This window comes from Methylosarcina fibrata AML-C10, assembly GCF_000372865.1.
Taxonomy (GTDB): Bacteria; Pseudomonadota; Gammaproteobacteria; order Methylococcales; family Methylomonadaceae; genus Methylosarcina; species Methylosarcina fibrata.
Window position 1 is genome coordinate 1 of record NZ_KB889966.1, and the last position, 17750, is coordinate 17750.

The 17750-nt window shown below is 49.7% G+C and carries 14 protein-coding genes; 13 read left to right on the forward strand and 1 reads right to left on the reverse strand.

What is annotated here, in order from left to right:
- Nucleotides 1–134: 134 nt before the first annotated feature.
- From trbJ to A3OW_RS0123365, 6 genes are all read left to right on the forward strand, one after another.
- A complete protein-coding gene (trbJ, locus tag A3OW_RS0123340; protein WP_020565879.1) occupies nt 135–908 on the forward strand; it encodes a P-type conjugative transfer protein TrbJ in 774 nt (257 codons plus the stop codon).
- A gap of 8 nt (nt 909–916) precedes the next feature.
- Complete coding sequence (locus tag A3OW_RS28095; RefSeq protein WP_020565880.1) at nt 917–1093, forward strand: hypothetical protein; 177 nt, start codon at nt 917–919, stop codon at nt 1091–1093.
- 21 nt (nt 1094–1114) lie between these two features.
- Nucleotides 1115–2488: a P-type conjugative transfer protein TrbL gene (gene trbL, locus A3OW_RS0123350; RefSeq protein WP_020565881.1), complete on the forward strand. Its 1374-nt coding sequence runs from the start codon at nt 1115–1117 to the stop codon at nt 2486–2488.
- A 51-nt stretch (nt 2489–2539) separates the two neighbouring features.
- Nucleotides 2540–2851, forward strand: coding sequence for a TrbM/KikA/MpfK family conjugal transfer protein (locus A3OW_RS0123355; RefSeq protein ID WP_020565882.1), 312 nt, complete (start codon nt 2540–2542; stop codon nt 2849–2851).
- A 13-nt stretch (nt 2852–2864) separates the two neighbouring features.
- Complete coding sequence (locus tag A3OW_RS0123360) at nt 2865–3308, forward strand: lysozyme family protein (protein ID WP_020565883.1); 444 nt, start codon at nt 2865–2867, stop codon at nt 3306–3308.
- 156 nt (nt 3309–3464) lie between these two features.
- Nucleotides 3465–3896 (forward strand): hypothetical protein, encoded by a 432-nt coding sequence (locus A3OW_RS0123365; protein ID WP_020565884.1) that lies wholly within the window; start codon nt 3465–3467, stop codon nt 3894–3896.
- 156 nt (nt 3897–4052) lie between these two features.
- Here the strand turns inward: A3OW_RS0123365 and A3OW_RS0123370 are convergent, their stop codons facing one another.
- Complete coding sequence (locus A3OW_RS0123370; protein ID WP_020565885.1) at nt 4053–4448, reverse strand: group I intron-associated PD-(D/E)XK endonuclease; 396 nt, start codon at nt 4446–4448, stop codon at nt 4053–4055.
- 351 nt (nt 4449–4799) lie between these two features.
- On the opposite strand from A3OW_RS0123370, the gene A3OW_RS0123375 reads away from it, so the two are divergent.
- The 7 genes from A3OW_RS0123375 to A3OW_RS0123405 are packed head-to-tail and all read left to right on the forward strand — an operon-like array spanning nt 4800 to nt 17741.
- Nucleotides 4800–5057, forward strand: coding sequence for a CopG family ribbon-helix-helix protein (locus A3OW_RS0123375; RefSeq protein WP_020565886.1), 258 nt, complete (start codon nt 4800–4802; stop codon nt 5055–5057).
- A complete protein-coding gene (locus A3OW_RS0123380) occupies nt 5054–5341 on the forward strand; it encodes a type II toxin-antitoxin system RelE/ParE family toxin (protein WP_020565887.1) in 288 nt (95 codons plus the stop codon). Before A3OW_RS0123375 ends, A3OW_RS0123380 begins: the two co-directional genes overlap by 4 nt.
- A 37-nt stretch (nt 5342–5378) precedes the next feature.
- Complete coding sequence (locus A3OW_RS0123385; protein WP_020565888.1) at nt 5379–8900, forward strand: helicase-related protein; 3522 nt, start codon at nt 5379–5381, stop codon at nt 8898–8900.
- A gap of 13 nt (nt 8901–8913) precedes the next feature.
- Complete coding sequence (locus A3OW_RS0123390) at nt 8914–11802, forward strand: DUF1156 domain-containing protein (RefSeq protein WP_020565889.1); 2889 nt, start codon at nt 8914–8916, stop codon at nt 11800–11802.
- Between the two features lie 19 nt (nt 11803–11821).
- Nucleotides 11822–14620: an ATP-binding protein gene (locus A3OW_RS0123395; RefSeq protein WP_020565890.1), complete on the forward strand. Its 2799-nt coding sequence runs from the start codon at nt 11822–11824 to the stop codon at nt 14618–14620.
- A gap of 23 nt (nt 14621–14643) precedes the next feature.
- Nucleotides 14644–15897, forward strand: coding sequence for an SIR2 family protein (locus A3OW_RS25755; RefSeq protein ID WP_020565891.1), 1254 nt, complete (start codon nt 14644–14646; stop codon nt 15895–15897).
- Complete coding sequence (locus tag A3OW_RS0123405) at nt 15897–17741, forward strand: ATP-binding protein (RefSeq protein ID WP_020565892.1); 1845 nt, start codon at nt 15897–15899, stop codon at nt 17739–17741. Before A3OW_RS25755 ends, A3OW_RS0123405 begins: the two co-directional genes overlap by 1 nt.
- The last annotated feature ends 9 nt before the right edge of the window (nt 17742–17750 follow it).

Sequence of the window (17750 nt, forward strand, 5' to 3'; positions counted from 1 at the left end):
CATGAAAAACCTGAGCATAAGCCCTACTATAGAAATTAGACCAGGCTACCGTTTCAATGTTATGGTATCCAAAGACCTGACGTTTTCTAAACCATACCGTAGTTTTAATTATTGATTAACACCAGGGGAAAAACATGAAATTCCGTCATCGCATTTTAGCCGCTAAAATTGGCTTGCTGCTTTCCGTCAATGTTTCGGCGACCGGCATTCCGGTCTTCGATGCGGCTAACCTCGGACAAAACACAAACACAGCCCTACAATCCACCGTCTCCGCCATCGAAAACGTAGCGCAGACGCTAAAGCAAATCGATGAATACGCAACGCAGTTGCAACAGTACCAGGATCAGATTACCAACACGTTAGCGCCGGCCCAATACATTTGGGATCAGGCAAACGCAACGATCGGAAAAGTCATGGGGTTGGTGGATCAGGTGAGCTACTACAAATCGGTCGCCGGAAACCTGGACGGTTATCTCGCTAAGTATCAAGACGCCAACTATTACCAGAACTCATCCTGCCTGGGAACGGGAGGATGCAGTTCCGCGCAACGCACCGCGCTGACACAATCCACGTGGGACTCATCGATGGCACAAAAACGGGCCAATGACGCGGTATGGAAAGGTATCGAGCAACAAGATTCCCAATTGAGGGATGACGCCAGACAGTTGGAGCGGTTGCAAAGCCAAGCCAGCTCGGCCGGCGGTCGAATGGAGGCGATTCAAGCGGGCGTTCAGCTTGCGAGTAACCAATCGGCGCAGTTATTGCAAATTCGCACGCTGCTGCTGCAACAACAACAATTTGAAGCGGCCCGCGCTCAAGCGGTATCCGATCGGGAAGCTCAGGAATTGGCGGCTCATCGGCAATCGACATCAGCGCAAGTCGCGGCGGGGACTGTCGACAAAATTTAGGGGATTATATGAGCTGGAAATTGTTGGTGGTGATTATTACTGCATGCGTACTAGGCGGCGCTATTGGCGGCACGGTCGTGATTTTGGTCAAGGACGGCCCGACCGAGGCCCAGGCTCCGCAAAAAACGGAACGGCCACGCGCTAAATCTCATTACATAAAACCAGGCCAGGTCGACCGCATTTAATTTTCGGACCGAGGGCATTCGATGAAAAATAGCACTGTTATATCGTTATTTACTGTATTACTGCTGTTAACTATGTGCGGTTCCGCCAGTGCAGCAGTCGGAACCAACGACGTTATCCACGACGTGATTACCCGCTATTCCACAGCGGCCGGCAAATGGGCATCCAAAATCGAGGGACACGCCACCTGGCTATTTTGGGTACTTGTTACCATCAGCATGGTCTGGACGTTTGGCATCATGGCCGTTCGTCAAGCCGGGCTGAACGAGTTTTTTGCCGAATTTGTACGATTCACCCTGTTTACGGGTTTTTACTGGTGGTTGCTGGACAACGCGGCATCGAGTCTGAAGTTCGCGCCCGGAATCGTCGATTCGATGCGAAAACTCGGCGGCGAGGCATCCGGTTTAGGCACTGATTTTTCCCCTGCATACATCGTGAATATAGGATTCGATATATTCAATCGTGCCGTCGACCAGTTGAGTTTTTGGGATTTCGCCGATTCGATCATCGGCTTCATCCTAAGCTTGCTGATCCTCGTTATTCTGACCATCGTTGCCGTGAACATCGTGGTAACCCTTATCACCGCGTGGATTCTGATGTATGCCGGCATTATTTTCCTCGGGTTCGGCGGATCGCGCTGGACAAGCGATTTCGCCATCAATTACTACAAGGCGGTGTTCGCGATCGGCGCGAGCCTGTTCGCGATGACACTCCTTGTCGGCATCGGCGTGGACATTCTCGACGAATACTACAAGAGCATGTCAGGAGGGGTTGACTTCCGGGAGATGGCCGTCGTCTTGATCGCTTCGATCGTGCTGCTGTATCTCGTCGACAAGGTGCCGACAATCATTGCCGGAATCATCACCGGGGCCAGCATCGGGCAGGGCATCAGCTCGTTCGGAGCAGGATCGGCCATGGGTGCCGTGGGCATGGCTACGGCCGGTGCCAGTGTAGCCGGGGCAGCGCTCATGAATGGAGCACATAACATCGGCGGGGGATACCAGGCCCTTAAATCTGCGGTGCAGGCCGCTTCGGCCCATGCTGCAACCGGAGAGGGTATGTTCTCCGGTGCCGGCAGTAATAGCGGTAGTCCGCGCAGCTATGCCGATGCCATGGGGCATACAGCCCGGTTTACCGCTGATGTCGGTGCAAATCTGGCTAAGGGGGCGTGGGATGTTGGCAAGGAAAAGGTTGGCGACATGGTTCAGTCGTTTTCTGAATCCGCACACGACACCATCCCCGGCCAAGTATCGACCGCCATAGACAATCGCAGTAACCAAGGATCGGGATCGCCTGCGGTATCGGAGAGCCCGAACGCTACGGAAAACAGCATCGGCCCTGGGCAGCAATCAATGGACCCAGAGGTTGCGGCGTTCGTGAACAAAGGTCAGGGATGAGTCCGTTCCCCGCACGCGCGGGGATGAACCTAACCTATTTAGGAGATACCTATGAAAAACAGAAACCTTCTTTCATTGATTATCAGTCTAGCGATAATTGCATCGCCGGCCGTGTATGCCGAAAACCAGTCCGCATGTGAAACCATGTTATGCCTTGCTGGGCCATACCAAGGGCAGAGCGGCGGAAGTCAATGCAATGGGCCTATACAGCGTTATTTCGATATTAACGCATTCGACGGCGACGGCGATTTCGATCCATCTCAAACCGCACAGGACCGTCTCGATTTCCTCAACGGCTGTCAGTCGGCAGACCCCGCCTGGAAAAATGGGATAAACAACAAATACGGCTCAATCCAAGGATAGTAAGAGAATAATTATGCTTGCCGATGTTCCGCCAAATTTCGAAGAACGGATTGTCTGCTCGATCGCGATGGCGATCCGGTACGAGGTTCCCGCGAACATCGTCCTCGCTGTCGCGGAAATCGAAAACGGCCGGCCTGGCCAATGGGTGGCTAATACCAATGGCACTCACGATGTCGGTCCCATGCAGTTCAATACGGCGTACCTGAACCAGCTTAGCCGGTTCGGAATTACGCCGGCAGACGTGGCCGCTACAGGCTGCTATCCCTACGAACTGGCAACCTGGCGGCTCAAAGGTCATCTGGTCAGAGATACCGGCGATTTATGGACACGCGCCGCCAATTACCATTCTCGAACCCCGAAATACAACCGCGTTTACCGCCGCAAGCTGATGACCGTAGCCAGCCGCTGGGCCGGATGGATCGCCGAACGCTTCAAAGTGCGGGAAGTCTCCCAATGAATGAATAGACGCGCCTTAAAACTACCGAGACCCGGCTGCTCCCACGGATGGGGAAGCGGGTTTTATTTTTAGCCGCTAAAATAACGACATTATTCAGGCCAAAACTCAGGATTCAAAACCAGCTCGTTTCGCCATAGCAAAAGCCCAAAGGTAACAATGAAAATAAAAAAAATTCGACGGATAATTAGAGAGCAGTTGAACAGTGGCGGCGGATCGTTTTCGCTGGTCTCGACCTTTCAGGAATACATGCAAGACGCCTTGCAAATAGGTGTAGAAATGGACGCCGACGCCATAGTGATTTTCCTTTTATCCGGTGATGCGATCAATATCGGATTATTCGCGGGCCGAACTATGTTGTTTGGTGATGGGATCAAACAATATTTGAGTGATTATCATGAGGGCGTTGCAGAGCATACTGCTCATTGCATCGAATGGCTTGTTGATAGCGCGGTCGACGGCCTCAAAAATGACGATAATTTTTTTGCCGTGCTGAGAGACAATGAAACGGATAAATGGCGGGGATTCCGTGGTGATAAACCAATGACATTGGATGAAATTAAAGCGAGCAACAAAAAGGCTTTACACTAACCGAGCCGCTGCGATTGGTGACACATCCCCGCCGGCACCGGCCGCGATCGCCGGCATGTCTGTCATCAATCCAGGATTTCCGGTGGACTAACTTACCGATCGAGCCGAGTGTCATTTCGCCAAGTCCTACCTGTAACTTCGCGGTTATTGGGCGTTTTAAATTTTCTTGAATGCCTTCAGGAAGTTTTTGGGGTGGGCATGGAAACGAATGTGGCCATCGGCATTGAGTCGTTTAAAGCTTTCCTGAAACGCAGGCATGATATAGCCCCATTCACCGACACGGGAGAAAAAAACCACATAATCGATTTTTGCCCCTTTCCACCTGTTCTCTACTTTTATCGACTCGTCGTTCGATTCAATCGATTTAACTTGGATTCGGTAGTAGTTGGTGTCGTCGGCAATCACTAAGTCCGTTTTTTTGCCGTGATCGATTGCAGGAATCAGGACTTCCCAGCCGTCACTTGTAAGCCAAGAAGCGACGAGACTTTCATAGGAAAGTTGTTTGTGCGCGGCAAGGGTTTGTTGCTTAATAGTGGAATTTTTTACAGGCATGGCATTACCTTAGCGGTTAATGCCGTATGACACCCGTTCTAAGCGGTGGCCCTATGTGTATACGGTCCGAGATGGCCAACAGCCAATCTCCCAGTGAACATCACTTACTGGAAAAACAGTGTAGAGCAGCAGAGGTTGCCACACCTTACAAATCAGGATAAGCCCTATCTTTGTATTAAGACTACTCGCAGCGATAGCTGACAGGTGATGCGATGAACCGAAAGAATAAATGCAGGATATCTCGCTTGTCAAGAAGTTAAATTGTTTTGTAAGGGCGGCATTCCAGACTAGCGAATGTATAAAGGATGCTATATGATTACAAACGAACCACTTTAAACCGGAGTAGCAATCATGGCTACAGAAGCATTTACCGTCAGAGCAGAATCAGAACTTGTCCATCAACTTGATCATTTGGCTGATTCGTTGGACAGATCGCGTAACTATTTAGTGAATCAAGCGCTCAAGGAGTACCTGGAGCATCATGCTTGGCAGATCGAGAAAATTTCCCAAGGTATTGCGGCGGCGGAGCGTGGCGAATTGATCGCGCATGAGGACGTGATGCGCGAAATGGAAGACTTGATCGCCGGTAAAGCCCAAGGCAACTTGTGAAAATCGTCTGGACCGAACCCGCACGCCAAGATTTGCGACAAATCTTTATTTATATAGCCAAGGATAGTCCGAAATCGGCAGCCAAGGTGCTTTCGCTGATTAAAGAGCGCACGGTTTTACTTCAAGATAACCCCCTCCTCGGCCGAATGGGACGAGTCGACGGAACGCGGGAATTAGTCATTACGGGCTCCCCTTACATTCTGCCGTATCGCCTGAAAGAGAACCAAATTCAAATCTTGGCGGTATTTCACAGCGCAAGACGATGGCCTGAGCATTTCAATTGATTGAGCAAAAAGCCCAAAGAATGGAGCCATAACCTACGTGCTGAAACTTGAAGACATTCGTAAAGATGCCGCCCTTAGCGGAATAGAACCGGATCAAATTGTCCGCGTGGTGACGACCGAACCGGTCGGCGATCATGCGCTTACCGTCTATTACCGTACCGCCGATGGAAAACTGGCGGAACGGATGTTGTTTCGCACCGATGAGCCCAAGCTTTCATTGGCCGAAGCTGGACGTCCGTGGGCTTTTGATGCGCCGGGGGATCAATTCAAACTGGGGCTTGAAGCCTATCGCATTCAGCTCGCCCATCTTTTCGACCCGATGATGGCGGTTCATACCTCGAACGTGGAACCGTTACCGCACCAGATTTCTGCCGTTTACGAATCGATGTTGCCGCGTCAGCCGTTGCGGTTCGTTCTGGCCGACGATCCGGGGGCGGGTAAAACGATCATGGCTGGCCTCTTTATCCGGGAATTGTTGATGCGGGCCGATGCCAGACGCATTCTAATCGTGGCGCCGGGCAGCCTCGTCGAACAGTGGCAGGACGAACTTTATGAAAAATTCGGTGTGGAGTTCAAGATTTTCAGCCGGGAGCTGGATCAAACATCCCATTCCGGCAATGCCTTCAATGAAAATGCGTTACTGATCGCGCGTCTGGATCAGCTATCCCGGAGCGAGGAGCTGCAAAACAAGCTGCAATCGACCGATTGGGATCTGGTCGTGGTCGATGAAGCGCACAAGATGTCGGCTAATTATTTCGGCAGCAAGATCAACGAAACCAAACGCTTCAAGCTCGGCAAGCTGTTGGGTTCGATTTCCCGGCATTTTTTGCTGATGACCGCGACCCCTCATAATGGCAAGGAAGAAGATTTCCAGTTGTTCATGTCGCTGCTGGACGGCGACCGGTTTTATGGCAAATTCCGCGAGGGCGCTCATAAAGTCGATATTTCCGACATGATGCGCCGCATGGTCAAAGAAGACTTGCTCAAGTTCGACGGTACGCCGCTCTTCCCTGAACGGCGCGCCTATACCGCCAATTATGAGCTTTCCGAGTTGGAGTCGTCGCTCTATGCTGATGTGACCGATTATGTGAAGGAAGAGATGAACCGTGCGGACAATCTGGACGGCAAGCGTAAAGGTACGGTCGGCTTTGCGTTGACGCAACTACAGCGGCGTCTGGCTTCCAGTCCCGAAGCGATCTATCAGTCATTGAAACGCCGGCGGAAGAAACTCGAAAATCGCCTGCGCGAAGAAAAGCTGGTCAACCGCGGCCATCGTGTCGCCGAAACCTTAGCTGATTATGACGTGTACAAGGATGTTCCCGACGACGTTTACGAAGCCGCCGAAGAAATGCCCGATAGCGATTACGAGCAGTGGGTCGATAAAGTCGTCGATCAGGCGACTGCGGCGCGGACGATCGAGGAGCTCCAGGCTGAAATCATTATATTAGAGGGCTTGGAAGAGAAAGCCAGGAAAGTCGTGCATTCCGGCCAGGATCGCAAATGGGAAGAACTGTCTTCCCTGCTTCAGGACCGCCCGGAAATGTACACATCTGGCGGCTCCCGGCGCAAACTGATCCTTTTTACCGAGCATAAGGACACCCTGAATTACCTGTATGACCGGATCACAGGTCTGTTGGGCAAACAGGATGCGGTCGTGGTCATCCATGGAGCGGTCAACCGCGACGACCGCCGTAAGGTGCAGGAACGCTTCCGCAACGACCCCGATGTGTTGGTTCTGCTTGCGACCGACGCCGCCGGCGAGGGCGTGAATCTGCAAAACGCCAATCTGATGGTCAATTATGACCTGCCCTGGAATCCTAATCGGCTGGAACAGCGTTTTGGTCGTATTCACCGTATCGGGCAAACCGAAGTGTGCCACTTATGGAACATGGTGGCGAAAGAAACCCGCGAGGGCGAAGTCTTTCAACGCCTATTCGACAAATTGGAGGTCGAGCGCGCAGCCTTGGGTGGCCGAGTTTTCGATATTCTGGGCGAGGCCTTTGAAAACCATTCGCTGAAGGATTTGCTGATCGAGGCCATTCGTTATGGCGAACGGCCCGATGTTAAAGCCAAGCTTCATCAAGTGATCGAGGGCGCACTCGATACCTCGCATCTCAAAGCGATTATGGACCGCAATGCTTTATGTGAAGAACACATGGGCCTGGAACAGCTTTTTGCGATCAAGGAAGAGATGGAGAAAGCGGAAGCCCGTAAACTCCAGCCTTATTTCATCCGGGCTTTTTTCACCGAAAGTTTCAAATTGCTGAATGGCGAGATGCGGCCGCGCGAAGAAGGCCGCTACGAAATTCGCCATGTTCCGGCCGTGATCCGCGAGCGCGATCGGGTAATCGGTGAAACCCGAACGCCCGTAGTGGCGAAATATGAACGGATTTGCTTTGAAAAGCAGCATATCCGCGTGGACGGCAAACCGATGGCGAGTTTGATTCATCCGGGACACCCGTTAATGCATGCGATCATTGATTTGACCCTGGAAGCCCATCGCAACAAGCTCAAACAAGGCGCTATCCTGGTCGATCCAAATGACGACACATTAGAGCCAAAAGTGTTGTTCATGCTTGATCATCGGATACGTGAGGGTTCCGGCGATGCGAGTAAAGACGTGTCCCGGCGGCTGCAATTTGTCGAGATCAATCAGCGGGGCCAAACCGTGCATGCGGGTTGGGCGCCTCACCTCGATTTACAACCGATCGATGACTACGACCTCAAACTGGTTGCCGATGTGTTGAATGCGCCTTGGATTACCAACAATCTGGAGGCTTTAGCCTTGGCGCAGGCCTCACAAAAGCTGGCTCCAGAACATTTTGACGAAGTCAGAACACGGCGGGAACGACAAGTCGATAAAATCCTGGCGGCCGTCAATGAACGCCTGGTCAAGGAGATCAATTATTGGTCGGACCGCTATATCAAGCTCAGCATTGATGTGGCTGCCGGCAAGCAGCCAAAGTTGCAGCCGGACAATGCCAAACGCCGGGTCGAGGAATTAACCGCCCGCCTGGAGCAGCGCAAAAAAGAACTGGAAACCATGCGTCATGTAGTGTCCAGCACGCCGGTTGTAATTGGCGGAGCCTTGGTCATTCCACAAGGACTTTTAGCGCAGCGCAAAGGAGAAACCACATTTTGCGCTGATGCCATGGCTCGCGCACGTATCGAGCAGATTGCCATGCGGGCGGTGATGGAAGCTGAACAGCGTTTAGGCCACAGCGTTTTCGATGTCTCGGCGGAAAAATGTGGTTGGGACGTAACTGCCAGGCCGCCCAGACTGGACGACAAGCTGCCCGAAGACCGTCATATCGAAGTCAAAGGCCGGGCCAAAGGCCAAAGTACAGTTACCGTGAGTCGCAATGAAATCATTTATGGCTTGAACCAGAAAGAAAAATTTCTTTTGGCCATCGTCGAGGTCGATCAAAACGGCGAGTTCGAGGGGCCGCATTATATTCGTAACCCCTTCCAGCAAGAACCGGATTTCGGCGTGGCCAGCATCAACTATGATTTGAAAGAGCTGCTTTCCAAAGCACTCCCACCGGAACAAACACGATAAGGAATAATAGAGCATGAGCTCGAATATCAAAGTGCCCAAAAAACTGATCGAAGTGGCTTTGCCCTTGGACGACATCAACGAGGCGGCTGCGCGGGAAAAATCCATTCGACATGGCCATCCCAGCACCTTGCATCTTTGGTGGGCCCGTCGTCCCTTGGCGGCAGCAAGGGCGGTAATTTTTGCGCAAATGGTTAATGATCCGGGCGGCGAGCGCGGTTATTACGCCGGAAAAACCAAGAAACAGGCCGACCAGGAGCGGGAAAAACTGTTCGACATCATTCGCGAACTGGTGAAATGGGAAAACACCAATAACGAGGCAATTTTGAACCGTGCCCGTGAGGTGATCTGGCAAAGTTGGCGGGAAACCTGCCAACTTAATAAAGGTAAACCTGGGTTTGATCCCGAAAAATTGCCCGCTTTTCATGATCCTTTTGCTGGGGGCGGAGCACTTCCTTTAGAGGCGCAGCGTTTGGGTCTAGAGTCTTATGCTTCTGATCTCAATCCCGTGGCGGTGATGATCAATAAAGCGATGATCGAAATCCCGCCAAAATTTGTTGGACGTGCGCCGATCGGTCCAATTCCACCGAATGAAAAACAAACTCATCTGCATGAAGACTGGTCTGGTGCCAAAGGTCTAGCTGAGGATGTGCGACGCTATGGGCATTGGATGCGAGAGGAAGCTTTCAAGCGTATCGGCCATCTTTATCCTGAAATCGAGATAACGGCTGATATAGCCAAAGAGCGTCCCGATTTGAAAGGCCTGGTGGGGCAGAAATTAACCGTGATAGCCTGGCTTTGGGTAAGGACGGTGAAAAGCCCGAACCCGGCTTTTAGTCATGTCGATGTGCCTCTGGCATCCAGTTTTATTTTGTCTAGCAAAAATGGCAAAGAGGCTTGGGTTGAACCGATTATTGAAGGTGATCAGTATCGGTTTGAAGTGCGAACAGGAAAAATACCGGATGGTGCTAAAGAGGGAACAAAATTATCCCGTGGAGCTAACTTTCGCTGTTTGATTTCAAACACGCCCATAGCAGGCGAGCACATTAAAGGCGAAGGCAAAGCAGGACGTATGGGACAAAAGCTGATGGCGATTGTCGCCGAAGGAAAGGGTAGCCGAGTTTATTTGTCGCCAACGCAAGAAATGGAGTTAATCGCCAGCCAAGCGAAACCTGAGTGGATGCCAGAAGCCGAAATCGCTCATGATAAACGCTCGATGTTTACACCATTATACGGTATGACACATTTCAAGCATCTTTTTACTTCTCGCCAACTGGTTGCTCTTAATACACTTTCTGATCTTGTGCAGGAAGTACGAGTTAAAGCCATTGAAGACGCTAAAGCCGCCGGGATATTGGATGATGGCAAAGGGCTTGATCAAAATGGCACAGGAGCCACGGCTTATGGGGATGCTTTGGCTATATATTTAGCTTGCGCGCTTGGAAAAATCGCAAATATTGGTTCATCCATCGCAACATGGATGAGTGACAGAGGGGCATTCCGCGAAACATTTGCACGACAAGCTATACCCATGACATGGGATTATGCTGAGGCTAACCTATTTGCCGATGCTGGTGGTAGTTTTGCCACGGCTATCAGCAAGGGTGTAATGGCTATCTCACACCTTCCAACTAATACAAGCGGGAAAGTGTTTCAAGCTAATGCTTCATTACAGAATATAAGTCAATCTAAGCTCGTTTCTACTGATCCCCCCTACTATGACAATATTGGCTATGCAGACCTCTCTGATTTTTTCTATGTCTGGCTACGTCGTTCATTGAAACCAATTTATCCTAGCCTTTTTGGCACGTTAGCAGTTCCTAAAGAAGAGGAATTGGTTGCAAATCCTTATCGTCATGGTTCTAAGGAAAAAGCCGAGCGTTTTTTTATGGAAGGCATGACACGAGCCTTCCATAATTTGGCCGAACATGCACATCCAGCCTTTCCAGTCACGATTTATTATGCTTTCAAACAGTCTGAAACAAAGGACATGAGCACAATATCTACTGGTTGGGAAACTTTTTTGGAAGCGGTTTTACACGCCGATTTTTCCATAACCGGTACTTGGCCAATGAGGACGGAAGGCTCAGGTCGACTGATTGCCAAAGACAACAACGCATTAGCCTCTAGCATTATTCTCGTCTGTCAAAAACGCGATCAAGACGCAGAAAACACTTCCCGCCGCCAATTCCAAAAAGAATTGCGCGAAAAAATGCCAGAAGCGTTGGAAACGATGATTGGAGGAGCTGAAGGCTCAACACCCATTGCTCCCGTGGATTTGGCGCAAGCCGCGATTGGTCCGGGCATGGGGATTTTTTCAAAATACCAGGCTGTCCTGAATCAGGATGGCTCACCAATGAGCGTACATGACGCACTCATTCTAATTAACCGTGAAATCACTGATTATTTGAACCCTGATTCCGGTGATTTTGATAATGACACGTTGTTTTGTTCGTCTTGGTTCGATCAATACGGTTGGAGTACCGGGCCGTTCGGTGAAGCCGATACACTATCCCGCGCCAAAGGTACGACCGTGGATGGCGTCAAACAAGCCGGGGTGGTTGAATCCGGGGGCGGCAAAGTGAAGCTGAAAAAATGGGAAGATTATCCGGATGATTGGGACCCGAAAACCGATCACCGGATGCCGATCTGGGAAGCCCTGCATCACATGATTCGAACATTGAACCGTAAAGGTGAAGGCGAAGCCGGAACTTTATTAGCCCGTATGCCAGAAAGAGGCGAGCACATTCGTCAACTGGCCTATCACCTTTATACCCTCTGCGAACGTAAAAAATGGGCGGAAGAAGCGCGGGCTTATAACGAACTGATTACCTCGTGGCACGGTATTGTCTCGTCTTCTCACGAAGTTGGCCATAAAGGAACACAAAACGACCTGTTCGAATAATATAAAAGGCGAATTAATAATGACAATAAAACCTTGGCGTGAGATCGCCGTTCCCCATCAGGATGTTTTGAAAGGCACTTTCCAGGAATCCGAATTCGCTGCCGATATTTCGCAGGTTCATCAAGGCAAGGCTTCGCCTGAATATCAGGACCCGAGCCAGTTTTTTGCGCGCACCTATATCACTGAGGGCATGGCTTTATTGCTCGATAGCGTCGTCAAACGCTTGGGTGGACAAGGCGGCGATCCGGTCATTCAACTGCAAACGGCTTTTGGGGGTGGTAAAACCCATACCATGCTGGCCGTTTATCACTTGGCTAAAGGCGAACGGCCGGTCAGCGAACTGAATGGGATATCTGTCATTGTCGATGCGGCGGGGGTTACCGAACTGCCTAAAGCCCGTGTCGCTGTTATCGACGGGATCAATTTCAGCGTCTCAGAACCCAAGCCGCACGGTGCTATTCGCTGCCATACGCTTTGGGGTGAGCTCGCTTGGCAGCTGGGCGGCGAAAGCGGCTATGAGCTGGTCCGTGCAGCGGATGAAAGTGGCACTTCGCCCGATAAAGACACCATCATTGTCCTGCTCTCCCAGGCGGCGCCCTGCGTCATTTTAATGGACGAATTGGTCGCTTATTACCGGCAATTCCAGGAGGGACGGAGTTATCCGGCCGGCACCTTCGAAACCAACATGACCTTTATTCAAGCGCTGACCGAAGGTATTAAATCCGTTCCGAAAGCGATCATGTTGGCGTCTTTGCCAGATTCGCATAATGCCGGTGAAGGCCGTGGCCAGGTCGTTTTGGCCGAGCTGGAAAACTATTTCCGCCGTTTACATAAAATCTGGAAACCGGTATCGAAAGACGAAGCGTTCAGCATTGTACGTCGGCGTTTGTTTGATCGAATCGACGATCAATTATCGATGGATGATGTATGCCGCGCTTTTGCCGATTTTTATATCGCCAACAAAACCGAGCTGCCGAATGAAACGCAGGAAGGACGCTATCTTGATCGAATGAAGCAAGCCTATCCGATTCATCCGGAAATCTTTGACCGGCTTTACGAAGACTGGTCCACGTTGGCTGGTTTTCAGCGGACGCGGGGCGTATTGCAGTTATTGGCACAGATCGTCCACCGCCTTTGGAAGGATGGAAATTCTGATCTGATGATCATGCCAGGCAGTCTGCCGTTGTACGATGCGACGGTTAGAAATAAATGCCTGGATTTCCTGCCTCAAGGCTGGGACCCAGTGATCGACCAAGACATTGACGGTGAGCATTCCCGTCCTGCCGATCTGGATAAACAGCCATTATTCGGAAAGATCCAGGCCGGCCGACGCTTAACCCGGACAGTGTTTTTGGGCAGCGCTCCGGGATCAGCCGGGAAAATGACCAAAGGCCTGGAATCGGAGCATATCCTGTTGGGGGTGGCCCAGCCGGAGCAAGCCATTGGTCACTATAAGGATGCGCTAAAGCGCTTGCTCGATAAGCTCAACTACATTAATCATGAAAATAGCCGTTTTTGGTTTGACATTACGCCGAACCTGCGCCGGGAAATGGAAACCCGCAAACAGCGCTTCACCGAACGTGACGATGTGATCCCGCTTTTGAAGGATCGAGTCAATCGGGTCATGGCTAAAGGCCATGTTTTTGCGGGTATTCATGTGTTCACAGCATCAGTAGATGTTCCTGATGAATATGGTGTAGGCCCTCGGTTGGTGGTACTCGCCCCCAATGCGGCTTTCAGCAAGGGCGCATCCAATACGGCCTTCGCTGCGGCCGAGGAGATTTTACGAAATCGAGGCGACCAACCCCGGCAAAAGCAAAACCGGTTGCTATTTCTTGCCCCGGATTACGATGTGGTCAGTCGTTTGCGCGAGCAAGCCCGAAGTTACCTGGCATGGGCTTCGATCGTCTCGGACATCGAGGCGGAAAAACTGGTGCTCGATACGATCCAGGTGAAGCAGGCTAAAAAGCAGAAGGACGACGCCGATCAATCGTTGCTGCGGATGGTTCGCGATACTTACAAATGGCTCATTTGCCCATCGGAAGAGTTTGTAAAGGGTAAGCCAACACTGAACTGGGAAGCCGTCGCAGTTTCTACGGCCTCCTCTAATCTGGTACAGGAGATCGAGAATAAGCTCAGAGAAGAAGAGTGGCTGATTACCGACTGGTCCCCGGTCCACCTGATGAACATTTTGAAACAATGGTATTTCAAGGACGGCATGCAGGAAATTAGCGCCTTGAAAGTCTGGCAGGATACCAATTGTTATTTGTATCTGCCCAGGCTGGTAAACAGCCAAGTTTTTGATCGAGCGATTTCCCAAGGGCTCGAAACCGAAGATTTCTTTGGCTACGCAAGCGGCAAAGATGGCGATAATTATTTAGGGTTTGCCTTTGGTCGTAATGCGCTTGTGACGATCGATGATTCGGCCTTACTGATCGAAAAAGAGGCAGCACTGCAATATAAGGAGCGGACGAAGCCAAAGCCTGCGCCGCAGCCTGGCCCAGTAGTTCTTGGTGGCATAAATGAGCCTGGATCAGGGGCGAAACCTCAGCCAGAGCCACCCTTACCGCCAACAACCGTTCACGCTGCTAAGAAACAGTTTTATGGGACTATTAACCTCGATCCGATCAAGGCAAAAATGGACTTTGCCACCATTGTTGATGAGGTAGTTCAGCAATTCACGGCCAAAATCGGCGTCAATGTCGAAATCTCGATCGAAATCCGGGCGACTTCAAGGGATGGATTTGATGAGACCGTTCAGCGGACTATCAAGGAAAACTGCAATGTTCTAAAATTCGGCAATGTAGAGTTTGAGTAGCCTTATAGTTCCGGAGAGTTAATGTGGATGCTGATTTTAATACTGCGCTGGATGATATTACCGCACATTTAACTTCCGAACGGCAGGTATGGCTTTTTGGTGCGGGAATCAGTTGTTGCTCTGGTTTACCTTTGATGGGTACTCTCACTGAACTAGTCGCTTTACGTTTGGAAGACAGTAAAGACAATACTTATAGCTTATTTTGCCAAATTCGCAATCAGCTACCCGAAACCAGCCATATTGAGCATGTATTAAGTCAGATTGGTGATCTAATAGCTCTTGCTGAACGATCACGGGATGGTGTGACGCGTATTGATAATAAAGACATAAATTCTGAATCTTTAAAAGAATTACACGGCAATATCCGAGATGCTATCCAAGCTATCATTCGGTATGGATATCATGCTAGAAATGGTGATGAAGAGATAAGAATTGCCTGCGAGAGTGACAAAGTTGTAAGTGTTGATTTACATCAAAAGTTTATAAAAACGCTCTTTGCTGTGCGCGAAAAACCTGGCCGATCCCAGAGGCCTATTCAGTTCTTCACACTAAACTATGACACATTATTAGAGGATGCACTGGCTATGGAACGCGTTGCATTTGTTGACGGTTTTAGCGGTGGGGGAATGGCATTTTGGTCTCCACAGATCTCCTATAGCGAATGGGGAGTTTCTCATCGGATAAACGCCCATGTTTATAAACTACATGGATCTGTAGATTGGCATTCGGATTTTCAACAGGGTTTTGTTTATAGATGTCGAGATGGACGTTCTTATCCAAAACGAGCTGGTAATGTCCTGATTTATCCTCAATCCACGAAATATCTTGCAACGCAGAAAGACCCTTTTGCAAAATTATTCGAACACTTCAGGTCTGCATTAACAGATAATTTTGGGAATGTACTTGCGATCTGTGGTTATAGTTTTGGTGATGAACATGTTGATCTTGAGATTGAGTCTGCAATGGCTCGATCAGATTCAAGAACAGTTATTGTTGCCTTTGTTCAGGAGATAGAAACGGACGAAGGGTTCCAACTCCCCTCACGCTTGATTAAGTGGTTAAGCGAGAAGCCATGGAGAGGGCGTGTTTTTGCTATCACCAGCCGCGGGTTATATCATGGGAGCTTAAATAACTTATGCGAAATACCAAGAACATTTGATTGGTGGACATTTGAAGGTGTTACTAAATTTTTGAGCGACGGCCCGCAACAGATTAAGCCTATACCTGATAGCAACGATGAAACGAGCAATGTAGTAGGGACTGAGGAGACTCAATAATGAGGCCTTTTGATGTCGTTCCAGACCTTAAGATCGGTTCTATTATTGAGGTAAGTGGCACGTCTGTACGTGTCGAGCTAGATGGAGGAATCACGGAACTTACTCGATCCTACGAAGGACGTGTCTATGCTGTTGGACAAATTGCAAGTATCGTGAAAATACATTTTGGCCGTCGTATCTTGTTCGCTTATGTGCGGTTGTTACGAATGCGATCAGATTTACAACTTGAAGCAGGTGCAAATCCCCTCCCTCCTGAACGTGATCAGCGAATTATGGAGGTTGATCTTTTTGGAGAAGGTATTTGGCACGCCAATAAAAATAGCCTTGATTTTTCAAGAGGTGTAACGACCTATCCTTTGCCATTGCAAGGTGTTTATCTTATGTCGCACCATGAGGTGCAGGCCGTATTTAGTGCTGCTGAGAATCAACGAGGTAATGGAGAGAATCCATTGGTTGAGCTTGGACGCTATGTCGGAGCTGAAGCGGCGATAGCTCGTGCAAACATCAACAAAATGTTTGGGCAACATTGTGCCATCCTCGGTTCTACTGGTTCGGGAAAATCGGCAACAGTAGCCGCATTATTACATGGAGTTCTAAATCAGCCGTCTTCCGATGGTCCATGGCGACCACGAATTATTGTGATCGACCCTCACGGTGAATATGCAAAGGCTTTCGGTGACAGGGCAATTGTTTACCGCGCTTATGAAACTCAAGCAGGCGGCGAAGAAGCGTCCAGACCTGTTTTGCGTTTGCCATACTGGCTCATGTCAGGAGATGAATTTAGATCACTTATTATCGGAAAAACCGAGGAAGAGGCAACTTCACAGAATAACATCGTTTATAAATCGCTAGCACATGCCAGAATGGTCCAACTCAATATGATTGAGCCGGCTAAGGAATGGGTTGGGAATACGACACAAGATGCAGAGCCTGATGCACCAAGGCCACTGAGCGGAATCGAGGCTAGTCGAATAGAAGCATTTGACCGAGATATGCCTTACCCGTTTTCACTAGATGAGTTTAAAGACCATATTATTAAAGAACAAGGGATTAACTGGAAAACCAATAAATGGGATAAAAAATCGGCAACAGACTTTAAATCACATCGCTCGATATTGGATAAATTAAATGTACTTAGAGCTGATCCTCGCCTTGATTTTATGATGAAATCATATGTTGAGGGGGAGCCTGATCTTGCGGAAATTATTGAACAGTTTGTAGGCGCCCCGGGTGAAGATAAGAAGAGTGATATTCGTATTATCGATATTTCCGGTCTTCCTAACGAGGTGGCCGGGCCTTTAACTGCAGTAATAGCCAGGTTACTGTTCCAGTATAAAGTCTGGCAAACTCGGGCGGAACGAGAGCGTGACCCGGTCCTTTTAGTTTGCGAAGAGGCTCATCGATACGTTCCTAACCATGGGCAGGCCGAGTACGAAGGAGCCCAGACGGCAATACGGAGATTAGCAAGAGAAGGGCGGAAATATGGACTTGGTTTGATGTTAGTCTCCCAGCGTCCAGCGGATGTTGAGAGTACAGTTCTGTCGCAATGCAATTCATGGGTGATTCTTAGGCTAACAAATTCGGCTGATCAGGAGCATGTATCACGTTTCTTGCCAGATAGTCTATCTGGGTTAACCAAACTTTTGCCTTCCCTGGTTAGGCGTGAAGCGATATTTGTTGGAGAAGCAGCGGCGATCCCTGCTCGCATAAAAATACGAGAACTAACTAAAGATCAACTTCCAGATTCTAATGACATTACCTTTGCTGATGGCTGGGCAAAGCCTCCAATTGGAATTGAAGATATTGAGAAAGTTGTTCGTCGGTGGCGAAGAGAAAGTCAGTAAAAATAAATT

Excerpts from the sequence above, each read along its gene's own strand:
- A3OW_RS0123375 (WP_020565886.1), top strand. The coding sequence starts at position 4,800 with ATGGCTACAGAAGCATTTACCGTCAGAGCAGAATCAGAACTTGTCCAT.
- trbJ (WP_020565879.1), top strand. The coding sequence starts at position 135 with ATGAAATTCCGTCATCGCATTTTAGCCGCTAAAATTGGCTTGCTGCTT.
- A3OW_RS0123355 (WP_020565882.1), top strand. The coding sequence starts at position 2,540 with ATGAAAAACAGAAACCTTCTTTCATTGATTATCAGTCTAGCGATAATT.
- A3OW_RS0123405 (WP_020565892.1), top strand. The coding sequence starts at position 15,897 with ATGAGGCCTTTTGATGTCGTTCCAGACCTTAAGATCGGTTCTATTATT.
- A3OW_RS0123365 (WP_020565884.1), top strand. The coding sequence starts at position 3,465 with ATGAAAATAAAAAAAATTCGACGGATAATTAGAGAGCAGTTGAACAGT.
- A3OW_RS0123395 (WP_020565890.1), top strand. The coding sequence starts at position 11,822 with ATGACAATAAAACCTTGGCGTGAGATCGCCGTTCCCCATCAGGATGTT.
- A3OW_RS0123390 (WP_020565889.1), top strand. The coding sequence starts at position 8,914 with ATGAGCTCGAATATCAAAGTGCCCAAAAAACTGATCGAAGTGGCTTTG.
- A3OW_RS0123370 (WP_020565885.1), bottom strand. The coding sequence starts at position 4,448 with ATGCCTGTAAAAAATTCCACTATTAAGCAACAAACCCTTGCCGCGCAC.
- A3OW_RS0123360 (WP_020565883.1), top strand. The coding sequence starts at position 2,865 with ATGCTTGCCGATGTTCCGCCAAATTTCGAAGAACGGATTGTCTGCTCG.
- trbL (WP_020565881.1), top strand. The coding sequence starts at position 1,115 with ATGAAAAATAGCACTGTTATATCGTTATTTACTGTATTACTGCTGTTA.
- A3OW_RS28095 (WP_020565880.1), top strand. The coding sequence starts at position 917 with ATGAGCTGGAAATTGTTGGTGGTGATTATTACTGCATGCGTACTAGGC.